The following is a 23572-nucleotide window of genomic DNA, read 5'->3' as shown; positions in this document are numbered from 1 at the left end:
GTAGCTTCCATAAGCTAGCTCAAATAATTTTAAATACTTCGGCTACGCTCAGTACAAGTTTTGAATTTTGAATTATTATGACTCCCTTAGTTGGTATTATCATGGGCAGCGATTCCGATTTGCCCACTATGAAAGATGCGATCGCAGTTTGTGAAGAATTTGAAGTTGAGAGCGAAGTGGCGATCGTTTCGGCTCACCGCACCCCAGAACGTATGGTGCAATATGCTCAACTTGCACACCAACGCGGTATTAAGGTAATTATTGCTGGCGCCGGTGGTGCTGCCCATTTACCTGGAATGGTAGCGTCTTTAACTCCCCTTCCTGTCATCGGTGTTCCTGTACCCACTCGTAACTTACAAGGTGTAGATTCTTTGTATTCTATTTTACAGATGCCTGGTGGTATTCCTGTGGCAACAGTAGCGATCGGTAATGCCAAAAATGCCGGTCTTTTAGCAATACAAATCCTCGCAACTCATCAACCAGAATTGTTAGAAAAAGTGCAACAATATCGCCAAACCTTATGTGAATCAGTAATTGCAAAGCAAGCAAAACTAGAACAACTAGGTTATGAACAATATTTACAGCAGATGTTTTAATAAGTTTTAATACCAGAGCCACAGGGAAGCAGAGGGGTAGAGGCAGAGGAGCAGCACTTCTCTACGAGAGGCTGCGCTCAGTGACCGAGGAGCAGCGAAAGAATTCCTAACTCTTGACTTTGACCAATGACAAATGACCAATGACAAATGACAAACCAAACTATTCAGATTGTTGCTCGTATTATTGCTTTGCCTAACAAAGTAGAAGAACTAAAAGCTGTACTGTTGGAACTTATTGAGCCAACTCGTCAGGAAGCAGGTGCGATTAAATATGAACTTTTGCAAAACCAGTACGACCCAACCGACTTTACTTTTGTAGAAGAGTGGGCTTCTCATGAAGCCCTGAATACTCATCTAGATTCACCCCATTTCCAAGCGGCAGCAGCTAAACTCGAAGGTTTAGTGATTGCTGCACCAGATATCCGCCGCTACCATCTTTTGGCATAGTGCGATCATGCTAACTAGAAGCAGACTCTTTATTTTTGAGGATTATTTGGCATATCTCAGCCTTAAATTCTAAGATTGAAGCGATCGCTCCAGAATCAATGCAGCATTCTGAAGTATCTTGATCCTGAGACCTTAGTCAAAAATTGAGAGCTAATGTGCCAATTGCTCGGAATGAATTGCAATGTTCCAACGGATATTTGCTTTTCTTTTGAAGGGTTTTCTGCACGGGGAGGAAAAACGGATGACCATAGCGATGGTTGGGGCATTGCTTTCTTTGAAGGAAAGGGATGTCGAATGTTTTTAGACGCTCAACCTTCTGTTGCTTCTCCGGTAGCTGAGTTTGTGCGGAGTTATCCCATCCACTCAACCCATGTCATAGCCCATATCCGCAAAGCTACTCAGGGTGAAATTGCCCTACACAATTGCCATCCTTTCCGCAGAGAATTGTGGGGTCAGTATTGGGTGTTTGCCCACAACGGTAATTTGCCAGATTTTGATCCAGAAAATTTGGGCTTTTATCAAGCTGTAGGTGATACCGATAGTGAAAAAGCATTCTGTATGATGCTAGAAACATTGCGATCGCGTTTTCCTAAAAGTAAGCCCGATATCAAGGAACTATACCCTGTACTGCAAGAAATTACTGGTGCAATTGCAAAACTGGGTATATTTAATTACTTATTATCAGATGGAGAACACTTTTTTGCTTATTGCTCAACTAAACTCAGCTACATTGTTCGCCAAGCGCCCTTTGCTGCTGCCCATTTAATTGACCAAGACATGACCGTAGATTTTCGGGAGGTGACTACTGAACGCGATCGCGTCGCTGTCATTGCTACCACACCCCTGACTGACAACGAAGTTTGGACACAAATTCAGCCTGGAGAATTACTAGTTTTTCAGGACGGTTTGCCCCTGAAATATGCATTCACTTAATAATAAGTAGTTATTCAATTTTGCCCATTTAGATAATTTCTAGATGGGTTTTATTCTTCATGGTGTTTGTATTAAGTAATTTTCTTCATAAATTAAATAGAAACTTTATATAGCAATCCTATTTAATTTCCTTTTTACTGAGAGGCTCAGATCCCCGATTTATTGAAGAAGTTGGGGATCTTTTTATTACAGATGTACATTACTTTTGTAACTTACCAATTTATATAATTTTTGCCCAACTTAGTTGTTAAAAACTTATATAAAACACCGATTTTGTTGGTATAAATTTTATGTCTTTACACTGAAGTATATCTATATTAATATAGTCAAGAAAATGCTGTAACTCATTTTAAACAAGAGTCACGGATATTTCTACTTACTGTAAACATCATTGTAGAAAATGTATTCCTAACAACATAAAATAAAATTCTCTGATGAATACTATCCAATTGCTCCTCCTCATTGCAATTTTCTTTCTCACAAGTGTCATAAGTGTCATTACAGGAAGCACTTCTTTAATTACCGTCCCTGTAATGTTGCAATTGAGTATTGAACCGCGTATTGCTCTTGCCACTAATATGTTGGCATTAACCTTTATGAGTGTTGGTGGTACATTGCCTTTTATTGGTAAAAAAGCAATTGACCGCAGTCGCTTGCCAATCATGATTGCCCTAACGCTTTTAGGCTCAATTATCGGTGCATTACTTGTTTTAGTTGTACCTTCAAAATCGATGCCTCTAATTATCTCGATTTTGATGATTGTGGTTGCCGTGTTTTCAATCACCAATCGGAAAGCTGGAATAGTTTCAAGAATAGGGAAACCATCACCAATAGGAGAAATTGGTGGATATGTGGCAACTTTTGTGCTTGGTGTTTATGGTGGTTTCTTTAGCGGTGGCTATGTCACTATGCTCACAGCAGTTTATGTCAGCCTATTTCGGATGACATTTGTACAGGCGATCGCAAACACAAAATTTATCAATATTTTTTCTTCGCTGATTGCCACCATTATTTTCTTTATGCATGGAATAGTTGATTACAAACTAGGTATTATTCTGAGTATTACTATGTTTATTGGTGGAGTTGTTGGATCCCGGGTTGCTCTCAGACTCAGTAACCTCTGGTTGCGCCGTATATTTCTCACTACAGTAATTTCTCTTGCACTCAAGACGTTATTTGATTTTGTTTCACTGCATTGAGCGAAGTCGATATCTACGATGGTCACTGAGCTTGTCGAAGTGCGGGCTACGCCTACGCTAGATTAGCTATTCCCTAGCAAGTTGCTTGATGCACCAGATAGTTGATTGCGATGCCTACGACGGGCTGCGCCTACACAATTTGATAGTTGAAAGTAAAAGCATTTTTAATTTTTCACAGAACTGGTAAAATCACCATTACCTTGATGAAGAATGTGAGATTTTTTGGTATTTGCAACTAGATAGATGGAATCATCCAGTATTATAAACACTATATAACTGTATTCCCATCAGTTATCTGTAGATTTAGTGGAGGAAATGGAATGAGTTTGTGGCAACGCCCACTGAAAAGATTACAAGCGATAGTTGAACATAGAACGTATCGGTTCAGACTAAGTTCGCTCAAGGGCTTTGTATCACTCTTTTTGGTAGGGACTGTATTGAGTGTGGCGCTTGCCGCCTGCTCTGGTGGAACTGGGAGTAATTCTGCCTCTGAAACCCCTGGTGCTAGTGCTACCCCTGTGGCTGCCAGTAAAGATAATGTTGAATTAACTTTAGTTTCCTTTGCTGTCACCAAAGCGGCTCACGAAGCTATTATTCCTAAGTTTGTAGAACAGTGGAAGAAAGATCGTAATCAAACTGTCGTCTTCAAGCAAAGCTATGGCGGATCTGGTTCCCAGACACGCGCCGTTATTGATGGTTTGGAAGCAGATGTTGTTCACTTGGCACTAGCTGGAGACACCTCAAAGATTGAGAAGGCTGGATTGATTCAGCCAGGATGGGAAAAAGAAGTTCCCAACAATGGTATTGTCTCCAAATCAGTTGCAGCAATAGTCACTCGTCAAGGCAATCCTAAAGGCATCAAGAACTGGGCAGATTTAGCCAAAGATGGTGTCAAATTAATTACTGCTAATCCCAAAACATCAGGCGTTGCTAAGTGGAATTTCTTGGCACTATGGGATTCTGTGATTAAAACAGGTGGCGATGAGGCGAAAGCTACTGAATTTGTGACTAAAGTTTACAAAAATGTGCCAATCTTACCTAAAGATGCACGGGAAGCTACTGATACATTCGCCAAGCAAGGACAGGGTGATGTCTTAATCAACTACGAAAACGAAGTTATTTTGGCACAGCAAAAGGGCGAAAAGGTTGAGTATGTTGTTCCTGACGTGAATATATCTATTGACAATCCAATCGCTGTCGTCGATAAAAACGTCGATAAGCACGGAACCCGCGAAGTTGCTGAAGCTTTTGTCAAATATCTCTATACCCCAGAAGCACAGCAAGAGTTTGTCAAATTGGGATTCCGTCCTGTGGATGAAACTATAGCTCAAACTAAAGAAGTTACAGACAAATTTCCCAAGGTTAAAACTTTAGGTACTGTTGCAGACTTAGGCGGTTGGGAAGCAATTGATAAGAAGTTCTTCGCAGATGGGGGCGTATTTGACAAGATTCAAGCCCAAAAATAAACGGTAATTAGTCTTTAGTCAATGGTCGGTGGTCAGTAGAAAAAACAACCGACCAGTGGCAAAAAACTTCTTGTAGTTTTTAAATTTTGAATTTTTCACTATGACAACTGTATCTCCGTCTGTGGAAGTTGAACGCAAAACGCTATTCTGGAAGAGATTGGGGCGAGTTCCTTGGACTTGGCGAATCACGATTGCATACCTGACGGTGATGTTGTTTATCCCTATAGTTGCTATGTTCCTGAAAGCAGCTACAGAACCTCCATCTAGGTTTTGGGCGATCGCAACCAGTGATATCGCACTTGCAACATACAACGTAACTTTTGTGACGGCAATATTTGCTGCCTTACTCAATGGCGTATTTGGAACTCTGATTGCTTGGGTTCTGGTTCGCTACGACTTTCCCTTCAAGCGCTTGATTGATGCCACAGTGGATTTACCCTTTGCACTACCAACTGCCGTAGCAGGGCTAACCTTGGCAACAGTTTACAGTGATAACGGCTGGCTAGGTTCGCTACTAGCACCACTGGGAATTAAAGTCTCTTTTACCCGCACCGGAGTAGCGGTAGCAATGATATTTATCTCACTACCTTTTATTGTGAGAACTGTGCAACCCGTGCTTCAGGAAATGGAACATGAAATTGAAGAAGCTGCTTGGTGTCTGGGTGCTTCTCAATGGCAGACCTTCTGGAAAGTGATTTTGCCACCTTTATTTCCCACAATTTTGACTGGTGTTGCCTTGGGTTTCTCTCGTGCAGTTGGAGAGTATGGTTCGACTGTGATTATCTCTTCCAATACGCCCTATCAAGATTTGATCGCACCTGTGCTGATTTTCCAACGCTTAGAGCAGTATGACTATTCTGGTGCAACAGTAATTGGCATAGTTTTACTATCAATTTCGTTGGTATTGTTATTGGCAATTAATTTCTTACAAGCATGGGCAAGGCGGTATGACAGTAGATAAGCCAAGTTTTCACTCATCTGCATCTGATACACATACGGCCAAGCCTAAAGAGCAGAAGAGTTGGGTGCCAATAGTTTTAATTGGGATAGCGATCGCCTATTTAGCCCTAGTTCAATATATCCCGGCAATTAACGTTTTTGTCCAAGCCTTCAGCAAAGGTGTTGGGCCATTTCTGTCCAACCTGACGCGACCAGCTTTTATCCATGCAGCTTGGCTGACATTATTATTAGCTGTAATTTCTCTACCTTTAAATACGGTATTCGGTTTATGTGCAGCTTGGGCGATCGCTCGTCATAAATTTCCTGGACGCGCCGTAGTTTTGAGCATTATTGACCTGCCTTTTTCGATTTCGCCCGTAGTTGCAGGATTAATGATTGTGCTACTTTACGGTCGGAATGGCTGGTTTGGCCCTTGGCTCCAAGCCCATGATATCAAGATAATCTTTGCCTTTCCAGGTATGGTATTGGCTACAGCCTTCGTGAGTATGCCCTTTGTGGCGCGGGAAGTAATTCCTGTTTTAGAAGAATTTGGTAAGGATCAAGAAGAAGCTGCTAGAACACTAGGTGCAAAAGATTGGCAGATATTTTGGCGCGTCACCCTACCCAGTATCCGTTGGGGCTTACTCTATGGTTTAATTTTGACCAATGCCAGAGCGATGGGTGAATTCGGAGCGGTTTCCGTCGTCTCTGGTAACATTGCTGACCAAACCCAGAGCCTACCATTGTTTGTAGAAGACGCTTACAAACAATACGAAACTGAAGCGGCTTTCTCTGCGGCTGTACTATTAGCTTTGCTAGCAGTAGTAACCTTAGTGCTGAAGGAGATCCTAGAACGGAAAACCCGTATTAAAGATGTTGAATAGAAAAATCAAGCAATTGTAGTTATCTTTTGAATAGGATACCAACAAATCATGGGACATGGTACGATCTACTTAGTACCTATTAGAAAATTACTGTTAGGGTTAAGAGTAGTTCTGTACCAATCCCGATTAGGGATTGAAATAATTCAGATATGACTACTGACAATACACTTACCAATAAACGGATTCGACTCAGAATTCCTAAAGATTATCACCAGGAACCTGTTATTTCTCGCCTGGTGTCTGACTATGGACTGATTGTGAATATCACGGCAGCGATCTTGGGAGCCAATGCTGTCGGGGATGGTTGGTTTGACCTTGAGCTACAAGGAACAGATGCACAAATTCAAAGTGGGTTAACTTATCTCCGCGACTTGAAATTGGAAGTCTGGGATGATACTAAAGCAAGCGATTGGTAAGGGTTATAGCAACACAAACAGTTTATTTATCTAGTTTTAAGAGTATTGAAACCCTTAGATCCCCGACTTCATAAAAGTTGTCGGGGATCTTGTTTATCATGAATGATTCAGAATTGCGATAGTGGTTTTATTACAAAAGCGCATACCAAATACCGTTATCATTTTGACGTAAAATACGGTATCTTCCCTCAAGAAATTCTAGCATTTTTGGAAAATTTTTGTTGATAGTAGGCTGCTGAATATAATCAATAAAGATATAAGGAGGTTTAGATGAATCTAACTCTTCTAGAAGTTTTGTCCATTGCTCAGGCAGAAAATATTCAAGTGCCCAACCACGTAGTGATGTTGCCTGAGTCCGATTAGAAAAGTAGTAAATAGATGGATCGCCAGCTACATAAATCTTGCCAGGAAGACTTCCTGGTTGGGAGATAAATTCAGCCTCTGAACGAAGAGACGGATATTTTTCTCTAAAAACTGTCTGATATTTAAATCGTGTATCTTCAGCTAAAGCAAAATTGTTATTAACCAGAATAACACTCTTTTTTAGAAGAGTGTGCGACAAAGGGAAGAAGAACAAAAATATAAGCAGAATTGTCGTAAATGGGGAACTCAATTTTTTTAAAGACTCCCATAAAACATCTAATCCTTTAGTAGCTAAAATACCTAAAGGTACAAACAATAGTAAATAATGATATTCCCAAAATGCGCCACGTTGTAGAGCAATCACACCCCAAGCAAAAATACACCAAATAACAAGTAGCAAAGTCAATATACTCTTAGACTTACGCAATGATACATCTACTGCAACAGTAGCGGCTAAAATTAGAGGGTAAAAATTATTTAAAAACCATTTGATTCCTGCAAAAAGCCCACTTGGGTTAAATTGGGAATTAGCAACAATCCGAGGTGGATATAAAAAAAATGTTTGATACAAAATTGGTAAACTATTAAACCAGGCAAAATAGTTAACAATAAATAAAATAGGAAATATAATCCCCATAAAAATGGGAATAAAGATTTCTACAAATACTTTTGGAATTGGCTGCCGTTTGATAAGCAAAGAATATATCAAAATAGTTAGCCAAAAGGAAACTAATATTAGCAAAAGTATTAATTTAAACGTGATGACAATTCCACCAATAAAGCCTGATAGGAAAAGTATAAAAAATCTTTTTCTACCTTCATATTTAAAAGATTGAGAAGTCAACCAAACACAAATAAATAAAGGCAAACTAACCAGTGCCTCTACTTGAGTAAGATGCCAAGGCTGTGAAACAGTATAGTAAACGCCAACCGTTAACAATGGTACTAGACTTGCGATTATCGGATGCTGAAAATAGCTTTTTAGACTCAGCAACAATATTATAGACAGAAACACCATGTAAATAAGTTCAAAGAGATGGATGCCAATCTCATTAAAACCAAATAAAGTTCCTGCCAAAAAGTAAAAGCAAAAAATCCCCGGTTGCTTCACATCCCAGAAATCACGATAAAGTAACTTTCCTTGTTGCATCTCCAAAGCACCAAGCCTAAAAAACGCTTGATCTCCGTCAAATGGAAAAGGCAAATGTATAAGACCAATAATCACAATCCCAATCAAAACGAGAAAGTCAATTTTATTGAATTTAGTAATATTAATCATCAAAGTTTATAATCAAAACTTAAGCGACTATCTTATGCTGATTAATATCCTAACAGGGGAAAGAAGAAGGTAATTTTAGGATATGAACTTAAAGTTTAAAGTTTTCGCGATCGCGCCAGCACTGACCTGTTAGTTTATTAATAATTAGCTCAACTACCAACCAAGTGGCATGTTGAGCGTGGATTGCTCATGTCGTTCGAGAGGTTTGCCTCCATCCTTCTTGATGTCTTTAATTTAACTAAGTATTGATAGGCTTTAATCTTTGTGACGGTAGTGGTGTCCATCCGTAAAGCTGCGGTTATTGGCAATGAAGAGCTATTTCTCTCCTTTCCCCCTACTAACCGTTTGTAAGGCAATATGCATTAGAACTCTTGCAAAAATATATTTTTGCACTCTTAGGGAAAAGGGAAAAGGTTAAAGGGAAAGGATTTTGAGTTTTTTTACCCTTTTCCCCTTCCCCTTTACCCCGACTTTTGCAAGAAGTCTATTTCTTTTGTTCCCCCGCTCTTTGCTACCGTGTATACAATACGGTTCGGATAAGCATTTTGAACTCAGAATTACCTTTGGGGAAAAGGTTAAAGGTTAAGGGTTAAAAGTTTTTTCCCCCTTTCCCTTTCCCCTTTAACCGAACCGTATTGACCGTGTATACACAAGTCGTATGTAAAGAGGTGCATAGGATTTCCAAGAGGCAAAAACTTTGGATAATCCCATCTTAATTCACACTAAAACTATCCCAGAAAAGCCATTGGCAGACCTCCGGTTGATAAAAAAGAGGCGGTATTATATGAGGCGATTCCCCAACATCAATTAGTAAATATCTGGCAAATAAGCCGAGTAAATTGCTTAATGAAGGTGGTCTGATTAAATGGGAGCTAAAAATTACAAATGAAAGTAATACAGTTTATTAAATTTAGCAACGTGACAGTTTACCAGAAAGTATTACTATTTTGGGGATGTCTATAGAACTTCCTAGTGATGATTGTGCAATTATATTAATACCTAATAGTCCTTGTCCACCACATGAAGTAGATAGAACAGTAATACCATCTTGCTCTGCAAATCCATTAGAACCGTTAGATGTAAAGTTGGTAGTTTTAATGGGAGATATGGTTTGACCAAGAGCACCACCACTAAAGCTATAGGTTCTGCTTAAGCTAGCACCTTCACTCATTGGACTAACTGTAGCGCTTCCTTGGTAAAGTATCTGTATATCTTCGACGAAGAAACCACTAGGAATAAAAGTCTGGGCACGTAAAATACACCTTTGACGCTGACCCTCGCTTGCACTAATTTGATCCAAGGCGATGGGTAAGGTACTAGGGACAGATCCAGGAAGCGTATTTGTAACATTACATCCAACCGTTGTTATTGCTCCAAAAGAAATACTAGGTAAATCGTGAGCCAGAGTCTTGGTCGTAATAACGTTCATTCCAAAAATTGTAGATATAGACAGTAATACACCAAATTTTTTAAAGTTCATATAGATTGTACTCATGTTGTTAAAGTTGTTTAAAGTGGTGAATTCTCAAGATAATTAATGCAATACTTGAGCGCCTCGATTTTGATGCTTGATATGAGAAAATGAATGTGAGGAACTTGTGAAGAAATACAGTGCTTATTACAACTTGAATCTTACGGCTTACTTAAGTACAAGGTTGAATACAACGTAGTCTTGTTCATAAGGCTAGAGTTTACAATTTAAGCTATAGGGCTTTCGGCTGTTATGAAGTACAGTCTTTTCCCCTGCACATTCCCTCCTTTTGCACCCTTTCAGCACTAAATATCTACCTCACAATAGCGGAAAGTGCTGTAAGGCTGAAACCTTTGATATTGCTTGAAAATTTTTAATTCACAATAAGGCGTATCTTGTAACCGACATTCCACGGTTGGAGGGTTAGGTAATGATATTTTAGGGTTTAAGAACTTATCCCACTAATAATATTTGTGTCACAAAGCTTAAGCTTATCAAGAACTGACAACGAAAAACTAAGGTTTTTAAGCACATTTACGAAAAGAAGTAAGGATTTTTAGAATAGTGGGATAGGTTTAAGGAACTAGTAGTCTGCCAACCCAAAATTGTTAGGTGAAGGCTGGGAAAAGGGGAAAGGTTAAAGGTTAAAGGAGTAAACATCTTTTCCCTTTCCCCCTTGCCCAATAAATAGCCAAGTTTCCTTGGCGAACTACTAGTACCGCAAGGCGGAATTAAAAATTAAAAATGAATACATTATTCTGCCACAAGACCATCGAACAGGAGCAACGCGATTTGGTGAGGTCAGGTAACAAGGATGCATTCAATTTTGATTCCAAGATAAAGATGATATCACCGAAGAGACAGATGGAATAAATTTTCAATTCGTTTAACGTCAAGTACTCTACATAAATTGCTCCTAATTTACGTTAATTTCCTGATTGCTTTTTTGTAGACTTCATGATAGGTTCTTTGCATGGCAAAATAGCTCTTTAAGTCGATAAAGTTACCGTAGTTTATAGACCGTAGGCATCGCTATTGGGAATTAATCTGATGTCTCAGAGCAAATCTGTAGAACCTGCTTCAGTCCACAGTCGAATTCTTGTGCCTCAACGGTATAACAGACAACCTGTAATTTCTCGACTAGTGTCTCGTTATGGTTTAACCGTCAATATCAAAGCTGCATCCCTGACATCCGACAATGACAGCGATGGCTGGTTTGATTTGGAACTTTCAGGAAATCCCCAAAAACTGACAAATAGCCTATCTTACTTGCAAGGATTGGGAGTGAATTTGTTGCAATTAGCGATCGCTAACCAAATTCAACCCAACCAGCACACTCTACCTTTCCCAAATCCACCTATCAAACTGAGTCCCAAAGAATCTGCATGGCTGACAAATAAATGGCAAGAACAATTCCAGCAATGGATTTCTCAGGGTCAAACCAATCGATTACGCTTGCAACTGTGTATCTTAAAATCTTATTACCAAGAACCAGTGATTTCCGAGTTAGTTTCTCGTTATGGACTAACAGTCAATATCACCACTGCTATACTTCAACCCGATACGGAAGATGACGGCTGGTTTGACTTGGATTTGTGGGGGAGAACAAAGCAACTCTACTCTAGCCTGAATTATTTAGAAAAACTGGGACTACCGATTTGGTTGGATTTGTCTAGCGTTTATAGCGATGTCTACGACGGGCTACGCCTACGCTAATTAATAAAATCATCACTATCCAATGGCAGCACTAAATAACCAAAAAACCAATTTCCAAAACAGATTATCACTAGTTTCTTCAGTTTATGAAAAAAGCCAAGTCACTCAAATTCGTTTGCGAATACATATTCCCAAATGCTATCTGCAAGCGCCCGTGATTTCGCAGTTAATTTCTACTTGTGGCTTGGTAGTTAATATTACCAAGGCTATGCTACAACCAAATACGGATGCAGAAGGATGTTTTGACATTGAACTGCGGGGAACAGTGCCACAAATTTCTAGCGGTTTAGCTTACCTAGAATCCTTGAATCTTAGAATTGTGGGCAAGCCGAATGCTGACGGCGATAGCTGGTTTTATTGAAATAATTTAAATTTCATAGTACCAAATTTCTTCTTCTCGCAACACAATTCGATGTAGGGAGAGACGATCGATCAAGCCTTCTTGCTCAAACTGCCCAAGAACACGAGTGATAGTCACACGAGTTGAACCAAGCATTTCCGCCAGGTCTTCATGAGTCAGACGCATATCTATTAAACGTCCCTTCTCAACTTCCGAACCAAACTTTTTGGATAACCATGCTAATAGCTTGATAAGCATAGTATCCACTTTTTTATGGCTACGAATGATCATCAATTCTTGAGCCTGTTGGATATGGGCAAGTAGAGTTTCTGTTAGTTCAGTCCACTCCTCTAGAGGTAAAACTGTTGCCTCCACTTTAGTTAGGCATTCCATCTGATAAGGTTCTAATTTTGACAACCTTTTACCAACGACATCTCCAGGGCCCCACAATCCTAAAGCAACAGTTGTACCATCTTCCAGATAGCTAAAAGTTCTGACGAAACCCGTTTCAATCTTCCAAAGGTCGTTATGATGCTCTGGCAGAAATGACCTACGGGCAAAAAGTTGCTTAGTATTGTTACTGCTTGAACTAGATAAGCTTGTGTACAAAGACACCATATTATATAAAACTATTCTCCGATAAATTAACCGTAGTATTACATTTATATCAGGTTATAAGAACCTATGGGTATTTTGATGAGGGAGCAGGGGAGCAGGGGGAGTAGGGGAAAAGGTTAAAGGTTAAAGGGAAAAGGAATAAATTTAATCTTTCCCCTTTTCCCCTTACCCTTTTCCCCTTACCCCTTTCCCTTTGCCCATGCCCAATGCCCAATGCCCAATTCCCTAAATTAAATTCCTGCACCATCAAGAAAATCTTCAATCATCCCATCAGAGTTTTTGCTTTTAGGGTTGTCGGTTAATTCGTCGCCAAGCTCAGTTGGGGACAAACTTGATTGTTCCAACTGCTCAAACTGTTTCTCTAGAGACTTGACGCGTTCAAATAAAGCGCGGATTACTTCAGCTTCTACGTCGCGTACTTTATCATGATCCAGAACATTGCTATTTAAATTGTTCTGACGAGTTACGCGCCCTGGAATCCCAACTACAGTCGTGTTACTGGGGACATCTCGTAGTACCACAGAACCGGCTCCTATACGGACGCGATCGCCAATTTGAATATTTCCCAATACTTTCGCACCCGCTCCCACAACCACATGAGAGCCTAAAGTTGGATGGCGTTTGCCGCTTTCTTTCCCAGTCCCGCCAAGGGTGACACCTTGATAAATCAAAGCATAATCCCCCACGATCGCAGTCTCACCAATCACAACTCCCATGCCGTGGTCAATAAACACTCCCTGGCCAATTAATGCCCCAGGATGAATTTCAATTCCAGTTAAAAACCTACTAATATGAGAGATGAATCTTGGTATGAAGGGAATTCCAATTTTATACAGCCAGTGCGCCAATCGATGAAACACTAGAGCTTGCAGTCCAGGGTAACAGAACAATACTTCTAGCCAGTTACGGGCTGCTGGGTCACGCTCAAAAATGGTTCGCAAATCAGTTATTAGCATACTCTGTTGAGATTTTTGTTGGTAGGTGAGGCTCTGAAAACAGGAACTCAGGATAATTCCCAGAAAAAGATCGAGTCCTTATATGAGAATTGTGTAATATCAAATCTACGGTAAGTCGATAGAGTATAGTGTTTTTGTGGGTAATAAGTGGGATGTTATCACATTCCCCAGTTGAAAAAAATTAATTTCGCATAAACTGCGATAAGTCCCCCAATTCACCGTAGTATGTTGAGTACAGTGTTGAATAGCCAAAACTACGCTCTCTTGGATCTGTCTTCCAAAGTGGAATACGCGCTGCTAGCACTATTAGAACTGGCAAGCCACCACGGAAAAAAACTTCCTTTAACTATGAGTGAGATCGTTGCCAAGCAACCCATACCTGAGCGCTATCTGGAACAAATTTTGACCAACCTCCGGCGTGCTGGTGTGGTGCAGAGTCAACGCGGCTCTAAAGGAGGTTTCGTTTTAGTTCGGGAACCTTGGCAGATTACAATACTTGAAATTGTCACTTTGGTTGAAGGCGAGCGGAAAGAGAAAGATACCTCTAACTCTTCGACTCTAGAAAAGACTCTGGTTTATGAAGTTTGGGAGCAAGCTAACGCTGCCTCAATAGAAGTTTTGGGTCGTTATACACTCCAAGATTTGTGCGAGGAAAGAGAAACTCGCGCCCAGCAGAGTCCAATGTATTATATTTAGACACAACGGAGTACCCACATGCGGATAGCGAAAGATATCACAGAGTTAATCGGCCGAACTCCTTTAGTTCAATTAAACAAGATTCCCCAAGCATCAGGAGCGGTTGCTCGGATTGTGGTGAAGCTAGAAAGCATGAATCCAGCATCTTCTGTGAAAGACCGGATTGGCGCGAGTATGGTGGAAGTGGCAGAAGAAGCAGGCTTGATTCACCCCGGAAAAACTGTTTTAGTAGAGCCGACTTCTGGAAATACAGGAATTGCGCTAGCGATGGTGGCAGCTGCCAAGGGCTACCATCTTATTCTAACGATGCCTGACACAATGAGCCACGAAAGACGATCGATGCTCAAAGCTTATGGCGCTCAACTAGAGTTAACGCCAGGGGTAGAAGGGATGCGAGGAGCGATCGCTCATGCAGAACAGCTTGTAGCTAAAACGCCCAATGCTTATATGTTGCAGCAGTTCCGCAACCCTGCTAACCCGAAAGTTCATGCCGAAACCACAGCCGAAGAAATTTGGAATGATACCGATGGAGAAGTAGATATTCTCGTGGCGGGAGTGGGTACTGGTGGGACGATTACGGGAGTTTCAGAAGTTATTAAAAAACGGAAGCCGAGTTTTCAAGCGATCGCAGTTGAACCAACCAACAGTCCGGTATTAGCAGGCGGTAAATCAGGCCCTCACAAAATTCAAGGTATCGGCGCGGGATTTGTCCCAGCAATTTACCGTTCAGAACTGGTAGATGAAGTGATTCAGGTAGCAGATGAGCAAGCGATCGCTTACAGCCGTCGCCTAGCAAAAGAAGAAGGACTACTATCGGGAATTTCGACTGGTGCTGCTTTATACGCAACTATTCAAGTGGCACAACGCCCAGAAAACGCAGGTCGCCTAATTGTGATGATCCAGCCTAGCTTCGGCGAACGCTACCTCAGCACCTCGCTATTCAAAGACCCAGAGGAGAATGAGTGGTTGAGCAAAGTTTAATATTCGATGTAGCGTGTGTTAGACCTATTAGATAGTTGATTAATCACAATATATACAGTGCAAACCACCATTTGACAAAAGTTAAGCATACGCAATGGTGATAAGCGATCGCTTCACTAATTGACCTTAGCAATAGCGATCGCTTTGATTTTGAAAATTTTTCAACAGTTATTAATCTTGACCTTTTGATACATGACTCTAACCTATCATTCGATAGATTAGTAGGTTTTTAACAAGACATATAATTTTTTAATAGGTAAATATTTTATTGTGGCGATCGCTCCTTGATAGAGGTTAGTTAAAAAAATCAGTTTGTATTGAAATAATTTCAATAAGATTGCAATAGCAAGGATTCACATTATGCATAAAGTTTCCCAGCAGACTATACAAACTGCACAGAAACATGCTCAGGAATTAATTGAGCAAAGCAAAGCAGTAAAAGAGTTAGGTGAGAGTTTACAAACAGATGACCAAAGTAGCCATCAAAAAGGCAAACGCATCAAAGATTGCGGAGAAAGCATGGAGAAGCAGGCGCACAAAGTCAAAGACTTGACGGCAAGATTAGCAGAAGATGCCTCAACAGAAGTGTTTACAGAGGCAGTACAGGAGCATATAAATCTAACTCAGACTCATATTGAGGCAATTAAGGAATTTCAAAAGACATTGCCCCTTCCTAAGAGAAATCGCTCTTCTAAGGAATGCGAATAAAAGTGATGGCTTTTTTACCATGCCCCTTCGGGGCGGGAACAGAGAACAGAGGAAGAATCAGCCCTGTTGCCTGTTCCCTATTCCCTGTTCCCTTTCATCGGTATTGTTTTGAATCCTGTCAATAGCTGAATTCTAAGAGGATGTCTGAGAAGTATCTAAATATTTATTAGACTTATTGGCATTTGTCGGGGTAAAGGGGAAGGTGGGGCCCCCTCTGGGGATAAGGGGCGGGGGAAAAGGGTAAAGAAACTCAAAATCCTTTCCCTTTAACCTTTTTCCTTTTCCCTAAGAGTGCAAAAATATATTTTTGCAAGAGGTCTATTGATCCCCCCCTAACCCCCTTAAAAAAGGGGAAATAAGAGTGTCAAAGTCCCCCTTTTTTAAGGGGAATTTTGCAGGATGGTTTCATACAACGAGATGAAAAACTAAAACTAGGTTTCAAAGCCTCTCTCCGGTTCGGGGAGAGGTTTGGAGAGGGTCAAAATCTATGGTTATACATGAGAAATCAAGACTTATGGATTTTTCTTTTTTCGTCTGAAACCACCCTGCTTTTTAAGGGTGATTTAGGGGGATATCTAAGCATTCGGTGTATACAAAAAACTTTTCAGAGATCCTCTAACTGTTAACCGGAAACAGAGTATCTCCAATTCTGCTCTTAAATTATTTGTTGTTAATGCCTAGCAATATCATTTTTCACTAATACTGTTAGACAGCAACAACTAGCAGCTAACTTTATTGGACTCAAAGCTTCACTTTTTAATACAATAAAAGCACCTAATCCTATAAGAATAAAAGGCACAACATTATTAACGTAGCGAGTCAATAGATCAGCTATGGCTCTGTTGTTAATTAATTTGTATGCAACGTAGCACCAAACTCCTAACAAGAGAAAAAATAATCCAATAATTACTAAAAAACTCTCTAATTTGGAGCTAGCAAATAAAGGCACATACACACTAATATTATCGCCACCATTGGCAATGGTAACAGCAGCCACACTATAAGCTTGGGGAGAAAAAAATCTAGTAATTGTTGATGCTTCAGCTTCTTCTGTAGCAGCTACAACTTTTTCTGGCGATGATGAATCTTCTTCCGAATTCACTAAGCTACTGATACCTATGGACATTGGTAGTAAACCAAGTAATCCAATCCAGCTTTTTGATAAAACTAATCCTCCAAATAAACCCGAAAGACTAAGGATTAACAAAACTGTAAAACCTAGAAACTGACCAGTAACTATATGCCGGGGACGAAAGTTAGCGTTTATTTGAGAAAAAAACAATAATAAAATGACAATATCATCAATGTTAGTGGCAATGAACGCAATTGCCCCTGTAGTAATTTCAGTAACTAACTCGCTCATATTTGACAGCAGTTTTTAGGTATTTAGACTACGACTGAGATAGGGAATAAAAAGTAGGGACTGGGAAGTGGTGTAGTTGAATTACTTGAAAGATTAATTTGGTATGGTGGTAAATCGTAGATTCTAAAAATCCAGCATGAGTCAGCTAGGGACAGCCTTCAGTGAAGGGATAATTGCCTTCATCGCCACTAACATTGATGACATCATTATTTTGTTAATATTTTTTTCACAGGTAGATGTTAATTTTCGGCGGCGGTATATCTTACTCGGTCAATATCTGGGTTTTACAGCCATTATCATCGCTAGCTTACCAGGATTTTTTGGTGGATTGGTTGTACAGCGAGAATGGATAGGATTGTTAGGGCTACTACCAATAGCAATTGGTATTCAACAATTAATATTTAGAAAAGAAGAAACTATAACAGTTCAGACAGTCAGTAGTGATTTTAGGCAGTCCACACCTACCAACCCGGTATTGTCTTTTCTTTTGAGTATTTTGCATCCCCAAACCTATAAAGTGGCAGCAGTAACGATCGCTAATGGTGGTGACAATATCAGTATATATATCCCTTTGTTCGCTGGTCATGACCTTGCCAGTTTGGGAGTAATTTTAAGTATATTTTTTATCATGGTAGGGGTTTGGTGTGCGATCGCTTATTGTTTTAGCCGCCAACCTAGCATTGCTAATATTTTAAGTCGCTACGGTAAAGCTGCTGTACCTTTTGTGTTAATTGGCTTGGGTATGTTCATTATGTATGAACGAGGTACATTCAGTTTACTATCTTGGGTGAGAAGTTAATCAATATTGAATTTTGAATGCTGGATTTGGGATTAAACGCTGAAAACCCCAATCTGAAATTAAATCGTTAGTGTTCGATATTCAAAGAAAAATTTTTTGTTTACCAATTCTTAACCAAAATATGTTTTTAACATCAATATTATTTCCTGAATAATGCTGGCAAAAATAATCGGGAAATTCCCATAAACCCTGCACTCACTATTCCAGCAAACCAAGTTTTAGGAGGTCTTCTGATTCGTACCGATGAACTCGTGTCATACGGAAAAAAAGTCTACGGCTACTCGTTGTTTGCCCCTGATGTTACCTGCACTCCAAAAACACTGCTGAATGTCGCTAATTCTTGTTTTCCTACAAATACTGGAACGAACGGAGGGATAGATTTAGCCGCACCTAATCTCGGTGCCGTCTTTTTGGAGAGTGAGTGAGCAGCAAAAAACTTTTACAACCAAACTCTATTACTAAGTCCTGTTATACCTGATGAACTAATTTCCAACTTACCATCATCAAAATGGTATAAATGATAAACCGTAGTGGGCGTTGCGGAGCTACCTGGCAGATTTTAGCGCCAAGTAAAACCCCTGGCACAGAGCCTAGCCATATAGGCATTACCAAACTCCAATCAACTGTTCCGAGGCTGAGATGACCAAGGGCTGTAAACAGCAGTAAAATCGCTGCGTGTGAAATATCTGTACCCACTAACTTTCGTGCATCAAGGCGGAAAAACCCAATCAGCACTAGGGCAAACATTGAACCTGATGAGACGCTAGTTAGACCAACCAAACAGCCTAAAATTGCTCCCAAAGTAATTGTCATAAATCGACCAAAGTTAGTTTCTAAGTCTAACTTTGGCAGTTCGGGTAAATTAAATTTGGGTAAAAAAGTCAATAACAACAATTGCACTAGTGCTAACACTGTGACTAGCAAAATCATCCCGCCCAGCAAACGGAGCAAGATGTTATCCAGGTTATACCCACCTGTACGTTTAATGAAGTGCAAAATTCCCACCCCGAAGAGTGAGCCTGGAACACTCCCGAATACCAGCCATTTGACAACTTCTGTGTCAAGGGTTTTCTGTTCCCAATGCTTGACACTACCAACAATTTTCATCAATGTGGCAGCCACAACATCAGAACTCACAGCGATAGAAGGCGGAACTTGAAAGACAAAAATTAACATTGGGGTGATGAGAGAGGCTCCGCCAATTCCCGTCAAACCAACGATGATGCCAACGAAAAAGCTTAAGAATGGTAGTAACAAATAGTGCATACTCTTTGGGGGTTTGAGAAAGTCAGCTAGAACTTCACTACTAGAGAGCAATAACTCAGCCGAATGACAGCCCAGTGGTAGATAGAGCTAGTCATGGCAAGTTATTGTGTTTCTCAAAAGATGAGTGACACAAAGAAAGGTTATCCAGCTAAAAGTTAGGGCAGAGAATTACTGGACAACTTAAAACAAACCTGTCTGGAAGTTTTTGGAAGTATAACAACTGGCATTTAGCTGAAACAGACTTTGATAACTGCTTATGGGTCAGTTGTTTTACTAAAATCAACTTCTTACTGGTTTTTCTGCGGTTTTCCGTGCAAAAGCCGGTAAAGCGATGTGCTTACCGTATTTTACTTGTAAACACGATCAAACGTCTAGCGTATTCGCTTTGTATATCGCTATATTCTCTGGATAATAGACCGCAAGTCTAATGACTCATGGAAAATTTTGTTTTTTACAACCCAGTCAAAATCCTGTTTAGCAAAGCTAAAATCGCCAATATTGGGGAGTTTTACGTCAAGTGTTTCTTGAAAGAGTGTTAAGTAGGCAATGTAAGCAAAAATATTGTGTAAAACCTAAAAAACTGTCGCTGGGAGTAGATTGAGATATTGGAACCTTTATGAAAGTCAGGTTAAAATCGCAAGCAAAGTGTAAATCTAAAGTGAAATTATGAAAACTGCTGAAAAATTAGCTGCTGGTTGGCTACTGACACTCGGATTCATGTTTGTAACTCTATCAGCAACAGCGGCATTAGAAAAATTTGCTACACGTAAAGCCATCGTAATACCCACGGGTGAGTATGAATTTAATGCACCGAATGCTACTTATGAAGATAAGAATGCTGCTGTCGGTGGTCTAATTTTTGGTGTCCCTACCCTAACACTGGGTACGTGGTTAGCATTGGGATTGTACCGTCAAAGTCGGCAGGAGAAAAAGGCGATTAATCAACAAGTCAGCGATCGCCTGCAATCAATTTTTTATGAGATGCTACAAGAAAATCACGGGCGCGTAACCGTTTTAGGCTTTGCCATACAGTCACAACTACCCGCAGCCCACGCCAGACAATATTTAGATGAAAAAGCTAAAGAATTCAATGCAAACTTTAAGGTGAACGAAGAAGGGGCTGTATCATATCATTTTGATGTCTAATTGTCATTAGTCATTTGTCGTTTGTCCTTCGTCCTTTGTCATTTGTTATTTGTTATTCACTAATGACCAATGACTAATGACTAATGACTACAATACCCAACTTACGGCTAGTTCTAATGACGCAGATTTTTTTGAGCGTAGCTGCCATTTTAGGCGGTTTGTCAGTTGCTGCTGGTGCTTTTGCTTCCCATGCGTTACGGGAAAAAATTAGTGAGCGATCGCTAGAAATTTTTGAAACTGGCGCTCGTTACCAAATGTATCATGCTCTAGCACTTTTCTTAGTAGCAATCCTAATGAGTCGCACTGAGTCGCCTCAACCCTCACTCGTAGCCAGTGGATGGCTGTTTATCATTGGCATTGCTATTTTCTCAGGTAGCTTGTACGCCCTTAGCTTAACCGGTATTAAATCCTTGGGAGCGATCGCACCGCTAGGCGGCACAGCCTTTCTTGCAGCTTGGGGGACTTTAGCTTTTGCTGCTTGGAATTTGAAGTTGTAAAAAAGTTAGGAGTTAGGAGTGAAAAATTTTTCACTCCTAACTCCATTTGTTGGAGGCTCAATTTCCTCTTTTTTAACGTGAATTCAACGGCTCATACAGTGTCCGCCTAATTAGCCCAATCAAAAGACCTCTAAGAGCTTTTACTAGGCAAAACCCTCCTTCTCCGACTCCCACAGGGACAGACTTGAACTAAAGTTCAAGCAGGGAGAGGTTCGTCGATCTCGCGTTTTTTTACAGTGAATTTTAGATGAATAGACCGTTATTTCTAATCATCAGGTATTTTTCTCAAGTGGGACGCACCCTATATTTTCTAACAAATAGAATTGCCAAATTCATCAAGCTTATTTCCGTAAAATTACAGAAGCTATGAATACAAAAAAGCAATAAACTGCATAAGTATATTTATAAATAACAGCTAAAAAATTTTACATTTGTAATATTATTCAGACCTATGAAACGGCGCAACTTTCTTTGGTATTCGCTACTGTTTACTGCTGGTTGCACAACAGGAGTAAATTCTACTACTAATAGCTCAGATAAGATAGCAATAATTGCACCCAAAAATCTCAAATTTGCAGTTACAGATGTTGCTGGAATTAAAGACTTACAACGAGATTATGGAGTTTTTCGCACCACATTAGAAGAGATATTAGGCATAAAAATTGAGTTTTTTCCTGTAGAAAATCGTACAGCAGCAGCACCAGCACTGTTATCAAGAGAAGTGGATATTGTATTTGCAGGGCCTTCAGAATACTTGATTTTGAATGCTAGAGCAAAGGCTATTCCTATAATTGCCATTGAGCGCCCGAACTACCATTCGATTATTGTAGTTCGTGCAGATAGCAAAATTAATTTATTAGCTCAATTGAAAGGCAAAACAATTGCCATGCGAAAAATTGGCTCAACTTCTGGTCATCTTGCTCCCACAAAGCTACTAATAGATGCTGGATTAGATCCAAAAACTGACTTCAAAACTGTCATGTTGGGTGATAAAGGAGTACAAGCCTTAAAAAAAGGTGAGGTAGATGCTTGGGCGATTGCATCTGACAGATATAAAAACATTCTGGAATCTGAGGGTTTACTTGAGAAGGATTTTTCTGTAATTTTTAAAGGACCATTACTTCCTAGAGACGTATTTGTTGCTAGTAACCAATTGGCATCTAGCTTTATAGGAGATATGCGATCGCGCATGATGAAACATCAGGATAAACTAATTCAAAGTTTGGTGACCGCTAAAGCAAACCAAAATTATAAAGGAAGCAAATTAGTTTTAGCAAATGATGCTGATTATAATATGATTCGTGAGGTTTATCAAAAAATCGGACAAGGAAATTTTTTATAATAAGTTAATAAATAAATGATCGCTGCTACGAAACATTCTGTTAAAAGGATTTTTATATTACTTAGTAACTTTAGCGATAACTGGAATATCGCTAAAAAGATTAGTTATGGGTATACTCTAGCAGTTGGTATCGCCTTCATCGGTACAACAAGTGGTTTGTTACTTGCATACCGCTATGAAACACTTGCTCAACAGCAGTTAGATTCATCTTATCAACAACAATCTCTATTAAAAGATTTAGAAAATTCAATAATTAGAGTGCGACTGCATCCACAAAGATTAGTAACTGTATTAGAAAATTCTATTTGGTTAGAATTTGAAAAAAATAGATTTCTTGATGAAATGAGTCAGGTTAATCAACAGTTATCAAAAATAGAAACTTTTTCCAATACTTATGCTTATAATTCAACAAAAAATAATATAGATTTGTTGAAATTATTGAATAACTACAAAGAAAATACAAAGACATATACTCAAATAGTCAAAGATTTTTGGAAACAGATTGAACAAAATAAATTTTTAGCAAAAAAAATAAAATCTGAACAAGAAGAGTTACTAGTTTTTTTCAAAAAAAAAGCTAATGTTTCTGTTAAATTTGAAAAACTTTCAGATGAGTTAATTCGGATTATAGGACATGCTGAAATTAACAGAAAGCAAGCAAAAGCTAGTTTTGATAGTGCCCAAAAATTGCGAATTAAAGTTATTCTTGGAAGTATGCTGCTATCGTCTACGATCGCAGCTATACTAGCAGTATATACCAGTAGGTTAATTGCACGCCCCCTACAAATAGTTACTAACGTTGCCAGGAAAATCACGGAAGAGTCAAATTTTGAACTCAGAGCTAATGTTACAAGCAACGATGAGGTAGGGACATTAGCTACTTCCCTGAATCAACTGGTGGAATGGGTGGGAGATTACACCCAGGAACTAAAGCTAGCTCACCAAAGTTTAGAGCAACGCGTAGAAGAACGAACCCAAGAATTAGAACTAGCTCGTCAAAGTTTAGAGCAACGCGTAGAAGAACGAACCCAAAAACTTCAAAAAACCCTGCAAGATTTAAAAGAAGCTCAAGGGCAATTAATTCAAACAGAAAAAATGTCTTCTCTTGGGCAAATGGTAGCAGGTATAGCTCATGAAATTAATAATCCTGT

The 23572-nt window shown here is 39.6% G+C and carries 25 protein-coding genes; 19 read left to right on the top strand and 6 right to left on the bottom strand.

Annotated features, from left to right (window positions below; genetic code table 11):
• Positions 1–77: 77 nt before the first annotated feature.
• The 8 genes from purE (at position 78) to RMY16_RS18565 (ending at position 6880) form a co-directional block, all read left to right on the top strand.
• Positions 78–596 (top strand): 5-(carboxyamino)imidazole ribonucleotide mutase, encoded by a 519-nt coding sequence (purE, locus tag RMY16_RS18600; RefSeq protein ID WP_322737654.1) that lies wholly within the window; start codon positions 78–80, stop codon positions 594–596.
• 147 nt (positions 597–743) lie between these two features.
• Positions 744–1043, top strand: a complete 300-nt coding sequence (locus RMY16_RS18595) for a putative quinol monooxygenase (RefSeq protein ID WP_322737653.1) — start codon at positions 744–746, stop codon at positions 1041–1043.
• A gap of 153 nt (positions 1044–1196) precedes the next feature.
• Positions 1197–1976, top strand: a complete 780-nt coding sequence (locus tag RMY16_RS18590) for a class II glutamine amidotransferase (RefSeq protein ID WP_322737652.1) — start codon at positions 1197–1199, stop codon at positions 1974–1976.
• 434 nt (positions 1977–2410) lie between these two features.
• Entirely contained in the window at positions 2411–3175 is a 765-nt protein-coding gene (locus RMY16_RS18585; protein ID WP_322665084.1) for a sulfite exporter TauE/SafE family protein, read from the top strand.
• A gap of 320 nt (positions 3176–3495) precedes the next feature.
• On the top strand, positions 3496–4641 hold the full coding sequence (locus tag RMY16_RS18580) for a sulfate ABC transporter substrate-binding protein (protein ID WP_322665087.1): 1146 nt from the start codon (positions 3496–3498) through the stop codon (positions 4639–4641).
• Between the two features lie 100 nt (positions 4642–4741).
• On the top strand, positions 4742–5602 hold the full coding sequence (cysT, locus tag RMY16_RS18575; protein WP_322737651.1) for a sulfate ABC transporter permease subunit CysT: 861 nt from the start codon (positions 4742–4744) through the stop codon (positions 5600–5602).
• Positions 5589–6464 (top strand): sulfate ABC transporter permease subunit CysW, encoded by an 876-nt coding sequence (gene cysW, locus RMY16_RS18570; protein ID WP_322737650.1) that lies wholly within the window; start codon positions 5589–5591, stop codon positions 6462–6464. The genes cysT and cysW overlap by 14 nt, the downstream gene beginning before the upstream one ends.
• A 149-nt stretch (positions 6465–6613) precedes the next feature.
• Positions 6614–6880, top strand: coding sequence for an NIL domain-containing protein (locus RMY16_RS18565; RefSeq protein ID WP_322737649.1), 267 nt, complete (start codon positions 6614–6616; stop codon positions 6878–6880).
• A 130-nt stretch (positions 6881–7010) separates the two neighbouring features.
• Here RMY16_RS18565 and RMY16_RS18560 read toward each other — a convergent pair whose 3' ends face one another.
• Both RMY16_RS18560 and RMY16_RS18555 read right to left on the bottom strand, forming a co-directional pair.
• Positions 7011–8522 carry a hypothetical protein gene (locus tag RMY16_RS18560; RefSeq protein ID WP_322737648.1) on the bottom strand — a complete coding sequence of 504 codons (1512 nt, stop codon included), beginning with the start codon at positions 8520–8522 and terminating at the stop codon, positions 7011–7013.
• Between the two features lie 910 nt (positions 8523–9432).
• Positions 9433–9951 carry a hypothetical protein gene (locus RMY16_RS18555; RefSeq protein ID WP_322737647.1) on the bottom strand — a complete coding sequence of 173 codons (519 nt, stop codon included), beginning with the start codon at positions 9949–9951 and terminating at the stop codon, positions 9433–9435.
• A 1092-nt stretch (positions 9952–11043) separates the two neighbouring features.
• On the opposite strand from RMY16_RS18555, the gene RMY16_RS18550 reads away from it, so the two are divergent.
• Positions 11044–11709 (top strand): NIL domain-containing protein, encoded by a 666-nt coding sequence (locus RMY16_RS18550; RefSeq protein ID WP_322737646.1) that lies wholly within the window; start codon positions 11044–11046, stop codon positions 11707–11709.
• Between the two features lie 22 nt (positions 11710–11731).
• A complete protein-coding gene (locus RMY16_RS18545; protein ID WP_322737645.1) occupies positions 11732–12070 on the top strand; it encodes an NIL domain-containing protein in 339 nt (112 codons plus the stop codon).
• A gap of 6 nt (positions 12071–12076) precedes the next feature.
• Here the strand turns inward: RMY16_RS18545 and RMY16_RS18540 are convergent, their stop codons facing one another.
• Complete coding sequence (locus tag RMY16_RS18540; RefSeq protein WP_322670855.1) at positions 12077–12667, bottom strand: Crp/Fnr family transcriptional regulator; 591 nt, start codon at positions 12665–12667, stop codon at positions 12077–12079.
• A 230-nt stretch (positions 12668–12897) separates the two neighbouring features.
• Positions 12898–13623 carry a serine O-acetyltransferase gene (gene cysE / locus RMY16_RS18535; protein ID WP_409339895.1) on the bottom strand — a complete coding sequence of 242 codons (726 nt, stop codon included), beginning with the start codon at positions 13621–13623 and terminating at the stop codon, positions 12898–12900.
• 225 nt (positions 13624–13848) lie between these two features.
• Here cysE and RMY16_RS18530 point away from each other — a divergent pair, with 225 nt between their 5' ends.
• The 3 genes from RMY16_RS18530 to RMY16_RS18520 all read left to right on the top strand — a co-directional run bounded on the left by RMY16_RS18530 (position 13849) and on the right by RMY16_RS18520 (position 16008).
• Positions 13849–14319, top strand: a complete 471-nt coding sequence (locus RMY16_RS18530) for an Rrf2 family transcriptional regulator (protein ID WP_322665104.1) — start codon at positions 13849–13851, stop codon at positions 14317–14319.
• Between the two features lie 18 nt (positions 14320–14337).
• Entirely contained in the window at positions 14338–15300 is a 963-nt protein-coding gene (cysK, locus tag RMY16_RS18525; protein WP_322737644.1) for a cysteine synthase A, read from the top strand.
• A 360-nt stretch (positions 15301–15660) separates the two neighbouring features.
• Positions 15661–16008 carry a hypothetical protein gene (locus tag RMY16_RS18520; RefSeq protein WP_322737643.1) on the top strand — a complete coding sequence of 116 codons (348 nt, stop codon included), beginning with the start codon at positions 15661–15663 and terminating at the stop codon, positions 16006–16008.
• A gap of 670 nt (positions 16009–16678) precedes the next feature.
• Here RMY16_RS18520 and RMY16_RS18515 read toward each other — a convergent pair.
• Entirely contained in the window at positions 16679–17371 is a 693-nt protein-coding gene (locus RMY16_RS18515) for a cadmium resistance transporter (protein ID WP_322737642.1), read from the bottom strand.
• 136 nt (positions 17372–17507) lie between these two features.
• On the opposite strand from RMY16_RS18515, the gene RMY16_RS18510 reads away from it, so the two are divergent.
• Positions 17508–18170 carry a cadmium resistance transporter gene (locus tag RMY16_RS18510; protein ID WP_322737641.1) on the top strand — a complete coding sequence of 221 codons (663 nt, stop codon included), beginning with the start codon at positions 17508–17510 and terminating at the stop codon, positions 18168–18170.
• 251 nt (positions 18171–18421) lie between these two features.
• Entirely contained in the window at positions 18422–18595 is a 174-nt protein-coding gene (locus RMY16_RS18505) for a hypothetical protein (RefSeq protein ID WP_322737640.1), read from the top strand.
• Between the two features lie 43 nt (positions 18596–18638).
• Here the strand turns inward: RMY16_RS18505 and RMY16_RS18500 are convergent, their stop codons facing one another.
• Entirely contained in the window at positions 18639–19436 is a 798-nt protein-coding gene (locus RMY16_RS18500) for a sulfite exporter TauE/SafE family protein (RefSeq protein ID WP_322737639.1), read from the bottom strand.
• A gap of 666 nt (positions 19437–20102) precedes the next feature.
• Here RMY16_RS18500 and RMY16_RS18495 point away from each other — a divergent pair.
• The 4 genes from RMY16_RS18495 to RMY16_RS18480 all read left to right on the top strand — a co-directional run.
• Positions 20103–20582, top strand: coding sequence for a hypothetical protein (locus tag RMY16_RS18495; protein WP_322665117.1), 480 nt, complete (start codon positions 20103–20105; stop codon positions 20580–20582).
• 116 nt (positions 20583–20698) lie between these two features.
• Positions 20699–21079, top strand: a complete 381-nt coding sequence (locus RMY16_RS18490) for a DUF423 domain-containing protein (RefSeq protein ID WP_322737684.1) — start codon at positions 20699–20701, stop codon at positions 21077–21079.
• 451 nt (positions 21080–21530) lie between these two features.
• Entirely contained in the window at positions 21531–22421 is an 891-nt protein-coding gene (locus tag RMY16_RS18485; protein ID WP_322737638.1) for a phosphate/phosphite/phosphonate ABC transporter substrate-binding protein, read from the top strand.
• A gap of 15 nt (positions 22422–22436) precedes the next feature.
• On the top strand, positions 22437–23572 hold a 1136-nt coding region (locus tag RMY16_RS18480; protein ID WP_322737637.1), incomplete at its 3' end, for a HAMP domain-containing protein.

This window comes from Nostoc sp. DedQUE12b (genome assembly GCF_034530835.1).
GTDB lineage: Bacteria > Cyanobacteriota > Cyanobacteriia > Cyanobacteriales > Nostocaceae > Nostoc.
The sequence above is the reverse complement of the archived record's forward strand: the minus strand, read 5'-3'. Positions and strand labels throughout refer to the sequence as shown.